This is a genomic window from Cribrihabitans neustonicus, from assembly GCF_048820895.1.
In the GTDB taxonomy this organism is placed as follows: Bacteria; Pseudomonadota; Alphaproteobacteria; order Rhodobacterales; family Rhodobacteraceae; genus Cribrihabitans_A; species Cribrihabitans_A neustonicus.
Window position 1 is genome coordinate 150,349 of sequence record NZ_JBMERQ010000002.1, and the last position, 14,124, is coordinate 164,472.

The 14,124-nt window shown below is 65.7% G+C and carries 12 protein-coding genes; 6 read left to right on the forward strand and 6 right to left on the reverse strand.

The genetic code is table 11. The features are described 5' to 3' along the window. Nucleotides 1-85: 85 nt before the first annotated feature. A complete protein-coding gene (rlmN, locus tag ACOHWE_RS05855; protein WP_420664894.1) occupies nt 86-1,267 on the forward strand; it encodes a dual-specificity RNA methyltransferase RlmN in 1,182 nt (393 codons plus the stop codon). Nucleotides 1,268-1,306: 39 nt separating this feature from the next. Here rlmN and ACOHWE_RS05860 read toward each other — a convergent pair whose 3' ends face one another. Then, nucleotides 1,307-2,557, reverse strand: coding sequence for a type I secretion protein (locus ACOHWE_RS05860; RefSeq protein WP_420664895.1), 1,251 nt, complete (start codon nt 2,555-2,557; stop codon nt 1,307-1,309). A gap of 422 nt (nt 2,558-2,979) precedes the next feature. After that, nucleotides 2,980-3,828: an LOG family protein gene (locus ACOHWE_RS05865; RefSeq protein ID WP_420664897.1), complete on the reverse strand. Its 849-nt coding sequence runs from the start codon at nt 3,826-3,828 to the stop codon at nt 2,980-2,982. Nucleotides 3,829-3,997: 169 nt separating this feature from the next. Here ACOHWE_RS05865 and ACOHWE_RS05870 point away from each other — a divergent pair, with 169 nt between their 5' ends. The 3 genes from ACOHWE_RS05870 (at nt 3,998) to dapD (ending at nt 6,491) form a co-directional block, all read left to right on the forward strand. Further along, a complete protein-coding gene (locus ACOHWE_RS05870; RefSeq protein ID WP_420664899.1) occupies nt 3,998-4,918 on the forward strand; it encodes a threonine/serine dehydratase in 921 nt (306 codons plus the stop codon). A gap of 35 nt (nt 4,919-4,953) precedes the next feature. Next, nucleotides 4,954-5,553 carry a GntR family transcriptional regulator gene (locus tag ACOHWE_RS05875; protein ID WP_420664901.1) on the forward strand — a complete coding sequence of 200 codons (600 nt, stop codon included), beginning with the start codon at nt 4,954-4,956 and terminating at the stop codon, nt 5,551-5,553. A gap of 110 nt (nt 5,554-5,663) precedes the next feature. Continuing rightward, nucleotides 5,664-6,491, forward strand: a complete 828-nt coding sequence (gene dapD / locus ACOHWE_RS05880) for a 2,3,4,5-tetrahydropyridine-2,6-dicarboxylate N-succinyltransferase (RefSeq protein WP_420664903.1) — start codon at nt 5,664-5,666, stop codon at nt 6,489-6,491. 179 nt (nt 6,492-6,670) lie between these two features. Here the strand turns inward: dapD and hutU are convergent, their stop codons facing one another. From hutU to hutI, 4 genes are read right to left on the reverse strand one after another with little or no spacing between them, the layout of a single operon-like run. Further along, on the reverse strand, nt 6,671-8,359 hold the full coding sequence (gene hutU / locus ACOHWE_RS05885) for a urocanate hydratase (RefSeq protein ID WP_420664905.1): 1,689 nt from the start codon (nt 8,357-8,359) through the stop codon (nt 6,671-6,673). Further along, nucleotides 8,356-9,138, reverse strand: a complete 783-nt coding sequence (gene hutG / locus ACOHWE_RS05890) for an N-formylglutamate deformylase (RefSeq protein WP_420664907.1) — start codon at nt 9,136-9,138, stop codon at nt 8,356-8,358. Before hutG ends, hutU begins: the two co-directional genes overlap by 4 nt. Further along, nucleotides 9,135-10,667, reverse strand: a complete 1,533-nt coding sequence (gene hutH, locus ACOHWE_RS05895) for a histidine ammonia-lyase (RefSeq protein WP_420664909.1) — start codon at nt 10,665-10,667, stop codon at nt 9,135-9,137. The genes hutG and hutH overlap by 4 nt, the downstream gene beginning before the upstream one ends. Then, nucleotides 10,664-11,878 (reverse strand): imidazolonepropionase, encoded by a 1,215-nt coding sequence (gene hutI / locus ACOHWE_RS05900; RefSeq protein WP_420664911.1) that lies wholly within the window; start codon nt 11,876-11,878, stop codon nt 10,664-10,666. Before hutI ends, hutH begins: the two co-directional genes overlap by 4 nt. A gap of 74 nt (nt 11,879-11,952) precedes the next feature. Between hutI and ACOHWE_RS05905 the strand changes: the two genes are divergently transcribed. Together ACOHWE_RS05905 and ACOHWE_RS05910 are read left to right on the forward strand one after the other, a co-directional pair. Beyond that, nucleotides 11,953-13,320: a formimidoylglutamate deiminase gene (locus ACOHWE_RS05905; RefSeq protein ID WP_420664912.1), complete on the forward strand. Its 1,368-nt coding sequence runs from the start codon at nt 11,953-11,955 to the stop codon at nt 13,318-13,320. Nucleotides 13,321-13,417: 97 nt separating this feature from the next. After that, nucleotides 13,418-14,119 carry a GntR family transcriptional regulator gene (locus ACOHWE_RS05910; protein ID WP_420664913.1) on the forward strand — a complete coding sequence of 234 codons (702 nt, stop codon included), beginning with the start codon at nt 13,418-13,420 and terminating at the stop codon, nt 14,117-14,119. Nucleotides 14,120-14,124: the final 5 nt, after the last annotated feature.

A 14,124-nucleotide genomic window follows, 5' to 3' on the forward strand; every position in this document is an offset into this window, starting at 1 on the left:
CGGCGTCCCGCCAGGAATCCTTTTGATCCCGGCGGCGAATCCTATATACAGCCGCATCCGCCCACCAGCATCGAGTCCGAAAGCCATGACCGCCAGCGCGCCGATCACCCAAGACGTTTTGACCCTGCCCCGCAAGGATCCCGAGGGCGGCAAGATCAACCTTGTCGGCCTGACCCGTGATCAGATGCGCGAGGTGCTGATCAAGCACGGCACGCCCGAAAAGCAAGCCAAGATGCGCGTCGGCCAGATCTGGCAATGGATCTACCAGTGGGGCAAGCGCGAATTTGCAGAGATGACCAACCTTGCCAAGGCCTACCGCGCCGAGCTGGCCGAGGTTTTTGAAATCCGCATTCCGGAAGTGGTAAGCAAACAGGTGTCCTCGGACGGCACCCGCAAGTATCTGGTGCGCATTGCCGGCGGCCACGAGGTCGAGGTTGTCTACATCCCGGAAGAGGGTCGCGGCACGCTCTGCATCTCCTCGCAGGTGGGGTGCACTCTGACCTGCTCTTTCTGCCACACCGGCACGCAGAAGCTGGTGCGCAACCTGACCGCGGCGGAGATCGTCGGCCAGATCATGATGGCGCGCGACGATCTTGGCGAATGGCCGGTGCCGGGCGCCCCCAAGGACGAGACCCGGCTTCTGTCCAACATCGTGCTGATGGGCATGGGTGAGCCGCTCTACAACTTCGAGAACGTGCGCGACGCGATGAAGATCGCGATGGATGGCGAAGGCATTTCCCTGTCGCGCCGCCGCATCACCCTGTCGACCTCCGGCGTGGTGCCGGAAATTGCCCGCACCGCCGAGGAGATCGGCTGCCTGCTTGCGGTCTCTTTCCACGCCACCACGGACGAGGTGCGTGACAAGCTGGTGCCGATCAACAAGCGCTGGAACATCGAAGCACTCCTGGAAGCGCTGCGTGCCTATCCGCGGTTGACCAACTCCGAGCGGATCACCTTTGAATACGTGATGCTGAACGGGGTGAACGACAGCGACGAGGATGCGCACCGGCTGGTCAAGCTGATCGAGGGCATCCCGGCCAAGGTGAACCTGATCCCGTTCAACGAATGGCCCGGCTCGCCTTACACGCGGTCCTCGAACAACCGCATCCATGCGTTTGCAAACATCATATATCAGGCTGGCTATGCCTCCCCGATCCGCACCCCGCGCGGCGAGGACATCCTGGCAGCCTGCGGGCAGCTGAAGTCGGCAACCGAACGCGCCCGCAAGAGCCGCAAGCAGATCGAGGCCGATGCCGGGGTGAAGTAACCCCGGCCCCCCGCCCGTCCAGCACTTTGCTCGGCTGCCTTAACTGAAGATGAAATCCGATGCGGTGAGCTCGCCGGTGAAGCCGGTGAGTTCGATTTCGTGCTCACCGTTGTAATACACGTAGGTATTTCCGTCCTGCTGGCTCACGGTCAGCGCGCTGAAGCCGCCGGTAAAGAACGCATCCTCGAACTCGATCTTGTCCTGGCCGTTGCCAAAATCCGTGACCCGCTCGCTCTCCCAATAATCGGCCACCACGAAGACGAAGACATCGGCGTGTTTGCCGCCGGTCAGCACGTCGGAGCCCTTTCCGCCCACCAGCCGGTCGGCACCGTTGCCGCCTTCAAGCGTGTCATCGCCCTCGCCGCCGTGGAGAGTATCCCGGCCCCGGTTGCCGCGCAGCAAATCGCTTTCCCCGGCTTCACCCGAATAGGCATCGCTCGTCAGGCCACCGATCAGAAGATCATGCCCGCCGCCCCCGGCCAGCGTGTCCGCGCCGTAGCTCCCGGACACCGTATCGTCCCCACCGCCGCCAAGCAGCAGGTCGTCAGCTTCCCGGCCGATCAGCGTATCATCCCCGCCCTTGGCCCTCACCACGGTGTTCTGGTCCGTTGCCAGCACCGTATCCGCGTCTCTGGTGGCCCGGATCAGCACCCGCCCGCCCGGGATCGCCTTGGCAGTCCAGCCCGCGGCGCCTGCAGCACTGCCATAGATATGCTCCAGTGCCTGCAGGTCGAAAGTGCCAAGCTGGTCCACGTTGTACCCGCCGTAGGTATAAGTCATGACCGTATTGTGCTGAGTATCCAGATGCTCCGCCAGCGTCGGGCCGCCATCATGCGGATGCTTCAGTCCCATCGAATGGCCCAGTTCGTGGAGCAGCGTTTCATACCCATAGGAACCCGGCGCCAAATCGCTGCTGCCCATCGCCAGATCACCTTGGCTGGTGGAGTATTGGCTGGCCCATGGGTAATTGGCCCACCCCCCCGCCGTGCCGCCGGTAAAGCCGAACACATTGATCATGGCAGGCCCGTCAACTTCGACGAACAGCAGGCCGGCGGCCTCCTCGTAGGCCTCCGCCGCTTGCCGGAAATAACCGCGCTGAGTGCTGTCGAACGCCCAATAGCTGTTTGCGCCATATGGATCTTTGGAGACATCGGCGAGACCGGCGGTTTCGGTGAAACTGTAGGTGACTACCGTCGGTGTCCCAACCGGCACCTGAGAGTTCCAGCGGGCGTTTTCTCCACCTTCCGAAGTGTAACGCAAAAGGGCGGTGTAATCAGAAACCACAGTCATACTCTCTACTCCATTGCGTCTGCCCCGCAATGCTTCGTTCACAAATGTGGCCAACGCTGGCCCGGTTCGCGGCAGAAACCGTTCCAGTAGAAACGCAATTTAGTCAAAACGCAGCTTTTCGCTGATGATGCCCCTGCAGCCGGGCGGGAACCCGCCGGTCAGGATCCCCGGCTGCACCCGGATGCCAAGCCTGCTTGCGCGCGCAAGCAGCCGGGCCGGTGTTAACCCGGCCCGCAGATGCGCAAAAAAGTGTTTTATTTCTATATCCTACGTCACTTCCACCGCCGCAGGACCATGGACATTCCACTTGGATGGGGATGTACCGAAAGCCGGTTCCTACCGCGAACTACGCCGCGGTACGAAGGGCGGAACTCCGCCGCCGTGGGCCCTGCGCGGCGCGATTCGCGCCCGCAGGCGCGTGTTCAGCCCTCTCGGCCCGGGATGCTTTCGCGCGGCGGGGCCGGCTCCCAGTTCTCGATAATCTCCACCGCCTCCTGCGCGGTTTCGACAAAGCGGAACAGGTCGAGATCCTGGTCCGAGATGGTACCGGCATCGGCCAGCGCGTCCCAGCTGATGATTTTCTCCCAGAAAGCGCGGCCGAACAGCAGGAAGGGCACCCGCTCCATCCGGCCGGTCTGGATCAGGGTCAGGCTCTCGAACATCTCATCCAGCGTGCCAAAGCCGCCGGGGAAGACGGTGATTGCCCGCGCCCGCATGAGGAAATGCATCTTGCGGATGGCAAAATAGTGGAAGTTCAGGCTGAGGTCCGGTGTCACATAGCTGTTCGGCGCCTGCTCATGCGGCAGCACGATCGACAGCCCGACCGAGCGCCCGCCCGCCTCATGCGCGCCGCGGTTGCCCGCCTCCATTACGCCGGGGCCGCCGCCGGTCACCACCACCATGTCGCGGCCGCCGTCCTTCAGCGAGGTCTCGGTCATCAGCCTGGCAAACTCCCGCGCCTCGTCATAGAAATGCGACAGGTCCGCCAGCGTCTGGGTGCGCGCCGTGTGCTTCTCCGCAGGCGCCGGGATGCGGGCGCCGCCGAACATCACCACGGTGCTGTCGATGCCCTGCTCATCCAGCAGCAGCTGCGGCTTCAACAGCTCCAACTGCAGGCGCACCGGCCGCAGCTCGTCCCGGCACAGGAACTCCTCATCCGCAAAGGCAAGCCGATAGGCCTGCGACGAACTCTGCGGCGTCGAGGGGACGTGTTCGGCCCGGTCCCGGTCGGAATGGGCATCGCGGAAGCGGCTGTGGCGGTCTTCGTTCATGAGTAATCCAGACAATGATAAAACAGGAATACCTTTGTACCCTTCCTTCGAGCGCAGCGCCAATCAAGTTTGCTGAAGCCTCCCGGCCGCGCTGCGCCCTCTGCGCGAAACCGCTTGTGCCCGCCGCCGCCCCCGCTAACCTGCGCCGGGCTGTTGCGGGAGGATGGAGATGCACTGGCAGGACGAGATCAGAAGCGCGGCGGAACGGATCAGGAGCCATATCCAGGAGACGCCGGTGCTGGAGGCCCGGGGTTTCGGCCTGGACTATCCGGTCTCGCTAAAGCTCGAGCACATGCAGCACACTGGCAGTTTCAAGGCCCGCGGCGCTTTCAACACGCTGCTTTCCGCTCCGGTGCCGGACGCCGGGCTGGTGGCCGCCTCGGGCGGCAACCACGGCGCGGCGGTGGCCTATGCCGCCTCGCAGCTCGGCCACAAGGCGCGGATCTATGTCCCTGAAATGGCCGGCCCCGCCAAGATCGCCCTGATCAGGAACAGCGGCGCCGATTTGCAGGTGGTGCCCGGCGCCTATGCCAACGCGCTGGAGACCGCCCGCGCCTATGAGGCGGAGACCGGCGCCATGCAGGTGCACGCCTATGACGCCCCCGGCACCGTCGCGGGCCAGGGCACCTGCTTTGCCGAATGGGAGGCGCAGGGGCTCGATGCGGACACCGTGCTGATCGCGGTCGGCGGCGGCGGCCTGATTGCGGGCGCGCTGGCCTGGCTCGGCAGCCGCCGCAAGATCGTCGCGGTGGAGCCGGAAACCTCCTGCGCGCTGCATGCGGCGCTGGCTGCCGGGGAGCCGGTGGACGTGGATGTCTCGGGCGTTGCCGCCAACGCGCTTGGCGCGCGGCGGATCGGCAGCATCTGCTTCGATCTCGCGCAAGCCCGGGGAGTGCAGTCGCTCACCGTGCCCGACAGCGCCATAACCGCGGCGCAAAAGGCGCTATGGCAGGAGCGGCGCATACTCGTGGAACCGGCCGGCGCCACTGCGCTGGCGGCGCTGATTTCCGGTGCCTACCGGCCCGCCGCCGGCGAACGGGTTGCGGTCCTGAATTGCGGCGGCAACATTGCCCCGGACCCGCTCGGTTAGCGCTTACTGCGCGCCGTAGACCTGACGCCAGACCCATGTCCGCAACCATCGCCGATACCATCTACCGCGCCCTCAGCGAGCGCATCATCACCGGCGCCCTGCCCGCGGGCGAAAAGCTGCGCCAGGACCATATCGCGCGCGAATTCGACACCAGCCACGTGCCGGTGCGCGAGGCACTGCTGCGGCTGGAGGCACATGGGCTTGCGCAATCATTACCCAGGCGAGGCACAAGGGTCAGCGCGCTCGACCCGGCCGAGATCCGTGAGGTGATCGAGATGCGGGTGGCGCTGGAAGTGCTCGCGCTGACGCATGCCTTTGCCCGTATCAGTGACGCCGACGTGGCTGCGGCCGAGGCCGCCCGCGCCGCCTGCGACTCGGCCGCCGACATGGCCACATGGGAACGGCTGAACCGCGCTTTCCACCGGGTGATCCTCGCACCCTGCGCGATGCCCCGGCTGCTGTCGGCAATTGACGATCTGCATATCGCCTCTGCCCGGCACCTCTTTGCCAATTGGCAGCACCAGTGGAGCCGCCGGGTGGACAGCGACCACGCCGCCATCGTGCAGGCGATGGCCCGCCGCGACCCGGCCGCCGCCTGCGAAATCCTGCGCCGGCACCTGCGCCGGGTACGCTGATCAGGCCTTGGCTGGCGGCGCGGGAAACTGTTTCGCCGCATTCCGCGCATGACGGGGCGGGCTTTTGCCGCTAGAAAGCAGCGAATCCTAACGACGCCGGAGGAACATCCATGTCCAACGCCCAGCTGGAAGCAGCGATCGAGGCCGCCTGGGAGGCGCGCGACACCATCACCCCCGCCACCACGGGCGAAACCCGAGAGGCCATCGAGGATACGCTGAACGCGCTCGATTCCGGCTCCCTGCGCGTCGCCGAACGGCAGGAAAACGGCGACTGGCACGTGAATCAATGGGCCAAGAAGGCGGTGCTGCTGGGCTTCCGCATCAAGGACATGGAACAGCAGTCCGGCGGCCCGCAGGGCTCCGGCTGGTGGGACAAGGTCGACAGCAAATTCGCAGGCTGGGGCGACAGCCAGTGGAAGGACGCAGGCTTCCGCGCGGTACCCAGCTGCGTGGTGCGCAAGTCCGCCTATATCGCGCCCGGCGTGGTGCTGATGCCCTCCTTCGTGAACCTCGGCGCCTATGTCGATGAGGGCACCATGGTCGACACCTGGGCCACCGTCGGCTCCTGCGCCCAGATCGGCAAGAACGTGCATCTCTCCGGCGGCGTCGGCATCGGCGGAGTGCTGGAGCCGATGCAGGCAGGCCCCACCATCATCGAGGACAACTGCTTCATCGGCGCCCGCTCGGAAGTGGTTGAAGGCTGCATCGTGCGCGAGGGCTCGGTGCTTGGCATGGGCGTGTTCATCGGCAAGTCGACCAAGATCGTTGACCGTGAAACTGGCGAAGTGATGTACGGCGAAGTGCCGCCCTACTCGGTGGTCGTGGCCGGTTCCATGCCGTCCAAGAACAACGTGAGCCTCTACTGCGCGGTGATCGTGAAGCGCGTGGACGAGAAGACCCGCTCCAAGACCGGCATTAACGAGCTGCTGCGCGACTGAGCCGCGCTGCCCGATCCCCCCATCAAGAAACGCGCCCTTCGGGGCGCGTTTTCCTATGCCTCCGGCGGCCGGGGCTTTGCCCCGGACCCAAGAGTATTTTCAGAAAGATGAAAGACCCGTTTCTTCATCTTTCCTCAAATACTCCTGGGTGAGGCCGCCAGGCCGAGGGGCAGCGCCCCTTACTCCGCCTTGAGGATACCGGGCAGGTTCAGGCCATGCTCGCGCGCGCAGTCCTTGGCGATGTCATAGCCTGCGTCCGCATGGCGCATCACGCCTGTGGCCGGGTCGTTCCACAACACGCGGGCGATACGGCGGTCTGCGTCTTCACTTCCATCGCAGCAGATCACAACGCCGGAATGCTGCGAGAAGCCCATGCCGACGCCGCCGCCGTGGTGCAGCGATACCCATGTCGCGCCCGAGGCGGTGTTCAGCAGCGCGTTCAGCAGCGGCCAGTCAGAGACCGCGTCGGAGCCGTCCATCATCGCCTCGGTCTCGCGGTTGGGCGAGGCCACCGAGCCGCTGTCCAGATGGTCGCGGCCGATCACCACCGGGGCCGAAAGCTCGCCGTTGCGGACCATTTCGTTGAACGCGAGGCCGGCCTTGTGGCGGTCGCCGAGGCCGATCCAGCAGATCCGCGCTGGCAGGCCCTGGAAGGCGATCCGCTCCTGCGCCATGTCCAGCCAGCGGTGCAGGCCCTCGTTCTCCGGGAACAGCTCCTTCATCTTGGCGTCGGTCTTGCGGATATCCTCCGGATCGCCCGACAGGGCGGCCCAGCGGAACGGGCCGATGCCGCGACAAAACAGCGGACGAATGTAGGCAGGGACGAAGCCGGGGAAGTCAAAGGCGTTCTCCAGCCCCTCCTCCAGTGCCATCTGGCGGATGTTGTTGCCGTAATCGACGGTGGGCACGCCCATTGCATGGAATGCGCACATCGCCTCCACCTGCACCTTCATCGAGGCGCGGGCGGCTTTCTCGACCGCTTTCTTGTCGGTCTCGCGGCGTTCTTTCCACTCGCCCATGGTCCAGCCCAGCGGCAGGTAGCCGTTGACCGGGTCGTGCGCCGAGGTCTGGTCGGTCACGATATCGGGGCGGAGGCCGCCTGCCTTGGCCCGTTTCACCAGTTCCGGGAAGATTTCTGCCGCATTGCCCAGAAGACCCACGGACTTCGCCTCTCCCGCTTTGGTCCAGCGCTCGATCATCTCCAGCGCCTCGTCCAAGGTTTCGGCCTTCTCATCGAGGTATTTGGTGCGCAGGCGGAAATCGATGCTGTCGGGGTTGCACTCCACCGCCAGGCAGCAGGCGCCGGCAAACACAGCCGCCAGCGGCTGCGCGCCGCCCATGCCGCCGAGGCCGCCGGTCAGAATCCACTTGCCTTTGAGGTCACCGCCATAATGCTGACGGCCTGCCTCGGCAAAGGTCTCGTAGGTGCCCTGCACGATGCCTTGCGTGCCGATATAGATCCAGGAGCCGGCCGTCATCTGGCCGTACATCATCAGGCCCTTCTTATCGAGCTCGTTGAAGTGGTCCCAATTGGCCCAATGCGGCACCAGGTTGGAGTTGGCGATCAGCACCCGCGGCGCGTCCTTGTGAGTCTGGAACACGCCGACCGGCTTGCCCGACTGCACCAGCAGCGTCTGGTCTTCCTCCAGCCCTTTGAGGGTCTCGACGATCAGGTCGAAGTCCTTCCAGGTGCGGGCGGCGCGGCCGATGCCGCCGTACACCACCAGCTCATGCGGGTTTTCCGCCACATCCGGGTGCAGGTTGTTCATCATCATCCTAAGCGGCGCCTCGGTCATCCAGGACTTGGCGGTAAGTTCCGGGCCGGTCGGCGGGAAGATGTCGCGGGTGTTCTTGCGGGGATCGCTCATGCGGGCCTCCAGGTCTGAAGATCAGTGAGAATACGGGTGAGATGGGCGCGCAGTTGTTCAGCGCGCTCCGGCAGATAGGTCCAGGGCGGGCTTTCCTGGCAGTAGGTGGCCTGCGCCAGCTCCATCTGGATGGCGTGCAGCCCCTCCGCCGGGCGGCCATAGTGGCGGGTGGTCCAGCCGCCTTTAAAGCGGCCGTTCAAGGTTGAAGTGTACCCCTCTGCCTTCTCGCAATGGGCCATGGTCAGCGCTTCGATCGCCGGATCGCAGGTTTCGCCCATGTTAGTGCCGACGTTGAAATCCGGCAGGCGGCCTTCGAACAGAAAGGGAATGTCGCCGCGGATCGAGTGGCAGTCATACAGGATGGCAAAACCGTGGATCGCCTTCACCCGCTCCAGTTCCGCCGCCAGCGCCGCGTGATAGGGCGCGTGGCAGGCCTCTCGGCGGCGGGCGGTTTCGGCCTCGTCGGGCTCCTGTCCCTCGCGCCAGATCGGCAGCCCGTCAAAGTCGGTCAGCGGCACCAGAGTTGTTGTGTTTTGCCCGGGATAGAGACTGGCGCCGCTGGGATCGCGGTTCACGTCGATCACATAGCGGTGGATGGGCGTGCGCACGGTTGTCACCTCCTCCACCAGGTCTGCGTAGAGGTCGTGGATGTGCCAGTCTGTATCAGCGAGTGCCCGGCCGGTCTCGTTCAGGCGTTCCCAGATGTCCGGCGGCACATCGGTTCCGGTGTGGGGCAGCCCCAGCACCAGCGGCGAGGCGCCTTGGCTGACGTCGATCATGCCCGCACCTCCACTCCCGCGGCTTTGGCGACGCGGCCCGCGCGGACCATGGCGCTGGCGGCTTCGATGTCGGGCGCCAGATAGCGGTCCTCTGCCAGCGCGGGGATCTCCACGCGCAGCATCGCCAGCACATCCTGCAGGCGTTCGGAGGTTTTCAGCGGCGCCCGCGCCTCAACCCCTTGCGCAGCACAAAGCATTTCCACGCCGAGGATCACCGACAGGTTGGCGTTCATCTTTGTCAGCCGCAGCGCGCCGTGGGCGGCCATCGACACATGATCCTCCTGGTTGGCCGAGGTCGGGGTCGAGTCGGTCACGCAGGGGTTGGCGAGGTGCTTGTTCTCGCTCATCAGCGCCGCGGTGGTCACCTCGGCAATCATGAAGCCGGAGTTCAGCCCCGGGTCGGGTGTCAGGAACGGCGGCAGGTCATGGCTCAGCGTCGGGTCCACCATCAGCGCCACCCGGCGCTGCGCGATGGCGCCGATTTCGGCCACTGCCAGCGCGATCTGGTCGGCGGCAAAGCCCACATATTCAGCATGGAAGTTGCCGCCCGAGACAATCCGGCCCTCATTCACCAGCACAAGCGGGTTATCGGTAACGGCATTAGCCTCGGTCTCCAGTGTTTTCGCGGCCATCCGCAGCACGTCCAGCGCCGCGCCCACCACCTGCGGCTGGCAGCGGATGCAGTAGGGATCCTGCACGCGGGTGTCGCCTTCGCGGTGGCTTTCGCGGATCTCGGACCCGTCCATGATCGCCCGCATTTCCCGTGCCACGTCGATCTGGCCGGCATGTCCGCGCAGGGTGTGGATGTCCGCAATCAGCGGCGCGGTGGAGCCCATGATGGCGTCGGTGGAGAGCGCTGCAATTGCCATCGAGGCTTCGGCCATGCGCCAGGCGTCAAACAGCCCGGCCAAAGCGCAGGCGGTCGAGAACTGCGTGCCGTTGATCAGTCCCAGCCCTTCCTTGGGGCCCAGTACTATAGGCTCCAGCCCGGCTTTTTTCAGGGCATCAAGGCTGGACATGCGGGTGCCTTCGAACGTCGCCTCCCCTGCCCCGATCATCGCCGCCGCCATATGCGCGAGCGGCGCCAGGTCGCCCGATGCGCCGACCGAGCCCTGCGACGGGATCACCGGCACCACACCGCGTTCCAGCATCTGTTCGATCTGCTCGATCACCAGCCAGCGCACGCCAGAGGCGCCGCGGCCCATCGACAACAGCTTCAGCGTCATCATCAGCCGGGTTTTATCCTCCGGCAGCGGCTCACCCACGCCGCAGCAGTGCGAAAGAATCAGGTTGCGCTGCAAGGTGGCGGTGTCGGCAGGCGCGATCTTGGTCGAGGCCAGCTTGCCGAAGCCGGTGTTGATGCCATAGACGGCTTCCTCGCCCGCCGCGGCATCCGCCACCATTTTTGCTGCAGCCTCCACCGGCTCACGCGCCGAGCTATCCAGCCGGGCCGGGGTCAGGTTGCGGTAGATATCTTCCAGCGTGGCCAAAGTCACTGTACCCGGAACCATCTGAATCCTCTCGATCATTGTTTGCCCTCATAGATGCGGGTGTGAAGCGGGTTGAAGCCGATGCGGTAGGCCAGCTCTCCGGGCATTTCCACGTCCCAGACCGCCAGGTCCGCGCGCATGTCGGCGGCGATCCGGCCGCGGTCCGCAAGCCCCAGCGCGCGCGCCGCGCTGCGGGTGACGCCCGCCAGCGCCTCCTCCGGCGTCATCCGGAACAGGGTGCAGCCCATGTTCATGGTCAGCAGCAGCGAGGTCAGCGGCGAGGAGCCAGGGTTGCAGTCGGTCGCTAGCGCCATCGGCACGCCGTGGCTTCGGAAGTGTTCAATCGGCGGCGCCTGGGTTTCGCGGATGGTATAAAACGCACCGGGCAGGATCACTGCAACGGAGCCGGAGGCGGCCATCGCCTTGGCGTCGTCCCCGGTGGCGTATTCCACGTGATCAACCGACAATGCGCCATAGGCCGCGGCCAGCTTGGTGCCGCCCTGATGGCTCAGCTGTTCGGCGTGCAATTTCAGCGGCAGGCCCAGTTCCTGAGCAACCTTGAACACCCGTTCGATCTGGGAGGGCGCAAAGGCGATGTTCTCGCAGAACCCATCAACCGCATCCACCAGCCCCTCGGCATGGGCGGCACGCAGGGCGGGAATGCAGACCTCGTCGATGTAGGCGTCGTCGCGGCCCTTGTACTCGGCAGGCGTGGCGTGGGCGCCGAGGAAGGTGGTCTTTATCGTCACCGGGCGCAGCTCTCCCAGGCGGCGGGCGGCACGCAGCATGGTAAGCTCGGTGTCGTTGTCGAGCCCGTAGCCGGATTTTACCTCCACCGTGCCCACGCCCTCTGCCAGGAGCGCATCGAGCCGCGGCAGCGCGCCCCGCACCAGATCCTCCAGCGAGGCCTGCCGGGTGGCCGAGACGGTGGAGACGATGCCGCCGCCGGCCCGCGCGACCTCCTCGTAAGACGCGCCATTGAGCCGCATCTCGAATTCCATCGCCCGGTTGCCGCCAAAGACGATATGGGTGTGGCAGTCGATCAGCGCAGGCGTCACCAGGCGCCCGCCAAGGTTCCGGCGCGGCCAGTCCGCGAAGTCCGCCGGGAGATCAGTCGCTGCCCCGGCCCAGGCGATTCTGCCGTCCGAGAGAACAACGGCACCATCGGGAATCAGCCCGTAAGCCGGCCCGCCCTCATTCATCGTGGCGAGATTGGCATTGTGGAGAACGGTTTCAGACGGTTCGGGCATCTCACTCCCTCAAAAAGCTTGCTGCCGGAAAAGTATGCCATTAAACTCATTATGTCTATACATATGAGGATCAGATGCAGACGATTTTTGCCCGGCACGCCCGCCTGCCCGAGGGCTGGGCCGAAAACCTCCGCCTGACGGTTGCAGATGGGCGCATCGCCACGGTCGAAACTGGTGCTGCGGCGCAGGACGGGGACTGGAGGGTGGACACGCTGTTGCCCGCTCTTGGCAATCTGCATTCACATAGCTTTCAGCGCGCGATGGCTGGCATGACCGAGGTACGCGCAGCCGGGAAGGACAGTTTCTGGACCTGGCGCAGCCTGATGTACCGCTTCATGGACCACCTCACGCCCGATCAGTACGAAGCCATTGCGGCCCTGGTCTTCATGGAAATGCTGGAGGCGGGATATGCCGCCGTGGGCGAATTCCACTATGTGCACCATCAGCGAGGAGGGGCCCGGTACGATTCTCCGGCGGAACTGAGCGAACGGGTCTTTGCCGCGGCCCGGCGGGCGGGCATCGGCCTCACCCATCTGCCGGTGCTCTATACCTACGGCGGCGCGGGGCGGCAGGCGCTGAGCGGCGGGCAGCAGCGGTTCGGCAACAGCGTCGAGGGGTTCGCTGAACTGGTAACGCAGGCGCGAGAGGTTGCAGCGCGCGACCTGCCGCCGGACACCCGCGTGGGCATTGCACCGCACTCCCTGCGCGCCACCTGCCCCGGGGATCTGGCAGAAGTGCTGACGCTGCAAGACGGCCAGCCGGTGCATATCCACATCGCGGAGCAGCCGAAGGAAGTTGAGGATGTCCGCAATTGGCTGGGCGCACGGCCGGTGGAATGGCTGCTGGACAACGCCCCGGCGGACGGCAGGTGGTGCCTCATTCATGCGACCCACATGACCAGTGCCGAGACCCGGGCGGCGGCGCGCTCGGGCGCGGTGGCGGGGCTGTGCCCGGTGACCGAGGCGAACCTGGGCGACGGCCCCTTCAACGGGCCGGAGTATCTGGCCCATGGCGGCACCTTCGGGGTGGGCTCGGATTCCAACGTGCGGATCTCGCTGGTGGAGGAGCTGCGGACGCTGGAATACTCGCAGCGCCTTCGCGACCTTGCGCGCAACGTCCTGGTACCGGGCGCAGGCTCGGTCGGGGAAACGCTTTACCTCGGCGCCACCGCGGGTGGGGCGCAGGCGCTGGGGCGCGATGCCGGGCGGATCGAAGCTGGCGCTCTGGCCGATCTGGTGGCCATCGACAGCTCCGCGCCCGCGCTCTGCGCGCTGCGGCCGGGGCAACTGCTGGACGGGCTGTGCTTTGCCGCCGGAGACGACACCGTCACCGACGTCTGGAGCGCCGGGCGGCACGTGGTGCGTGACGGCCACCACGTGGCGCGGGCGGAGATCATTGCGGCCTACCGGACGGCGGTGAAGGACCTCCTGGACAGCCTCTGAACCGCCGCGCTGCCCCGGCGGCGCGGCTTTACATTCCCGACGGGCGGCGGACATAGTCCCGCCAGCCGGAAAACGGCACAACAGGACAGGCAACCCGGTGCAGCAGCAGAAGAAAACCAGCTTTCAGGACGTCCGCGACGAGGTGCTGCGGCGCATTCAGGACCGGGTCTGGCCGCAGGGCGCGCTTTTGCCGACCGAGCAGGAGCTGGCGGAGGAATTCGGCTGCGCCCGCGCCACCGTGAACCGCGCGCTGCAGGAGCTCGCCGCCCGCGGCATCATCGACCGCAAGCGCAGGAGCGGCACGCGGGTAGCCGTCAGCCCGGTGCGCCAGGCCAAGCTGGAGATCCTGGTGATGCGGCAGATGGTCGAGGAGATGAACGCCGATTACCGCTATGCGCTGGTGCACCGGGAAGAGATGCCGGCGCCGCCTTGGCTTGCCTCGCAGATGGGGCTGCCCGCGGCGGCGGAAGTGCTGCACCTGCAGTGCATGCATTACGCCGACAACCGTCCTTTCCAGTTTGAGGAGCGCTGGATCAGCACCGCCGCTGTGCCGCATGTGACGGAGGCGGATTTTAACAATACGGGGCCGAACGAATGGCTGCTGGCGGAGGTGCCCTTCTCCACCGCCGAGATCTCGCTGGCGGCGGTGGCGGCGGATGCGCGGCTGTCGGGGTTCCTGGGCAGCGGCGAAGGCGTGCCATTGTTCCAGATGGAGCGCACCACCTGGTTCCAGCAAGAGCCCGTGACATTTGCCCGGATGACCTTCCACCCTGGCTACCGGATGCAGACCCGCTACTGAAGCCC

Excerpts from the sequence above, each read along its gene's own strand:
- rlmN (WP_420664894.1), top strand. The coding sequence starts at position 86 with ATGACCGCCAGCGCGCCGATCACCCAAGACGTTTTGACCCTGCCCCGC.
- ACOHWE_RS05860 (WP_420664895.1), bottom strand. The coding sequence starts at position 2,557 with ATGACTGTGGTTTCTGATTACACCGCCCTTTTGCGTTACACTTCGGAA.
- ACOHWE_RS05865 (WP_420664897.1), bottom strand. The coding sequence starts at position 3,828 with ATGAACGAAGACCGCCACAGCCGCTTCCGCGATGCCCATTCCGACCGG.
- ACOHWE_RS05870 (WP_420664899.1), top strand. The coding sequence starts at position 3,998 with ATGCACTGGCAGGACGAGATCAGAAGCGCGGCGGAACGGATCAGGAGC.
- ACOHWE_RS05875 (WP_420664901.1), top strand. The coding sequence starts at position 4,954 with ATGTCCGCAACCATCGCCGATACCATCTACCGCGCCCTCAGCGAGCGC.
- dapD (WP_420664903.1), top strand. The coding sequence starts at position 5,664 with ATGTCCAACGCCCAGCTGGAAGCAGCGATCGAGGCCGCCTGGGAGGCG.
- hutU (WP_420664905.1), bottom strand. The coding sequence starts at position 8,359 with ATGAGCGATCCCCGCAAGAACACCCGCGACATCTTCCCGCCGACCGGC.
- hutG (WP_420664907.1), bottom strand. The coding sequence starts at position 9,138 with ATGATCGACGTCAGCCAAGGCGCCTCGCCGCTGGTGCTGGGGCTGCCC.
- hutH (WP_420664909.1), bottom strand. The coding sequence starts at position 10,667 with ATGATCGAGAGGATTCAGATGGTTCCGGGTACAGTGACTTTGGCCACG.
- hutI (WP_420664911.1), bottom strand. The coding sequence starts at position 11,878 with ATGCCCGAACCGTCTGAAACCGTTCTCCACAATGCCAATCTCGCCACG.
- ACOHWE_RS05905 (WP_420664912.1), top strand. The coding sequence starts at position 11,953 with ATGCAGACGATTTTTGCCCGGCACGCCCGCCTGCCCGAGGGCTGGGCC.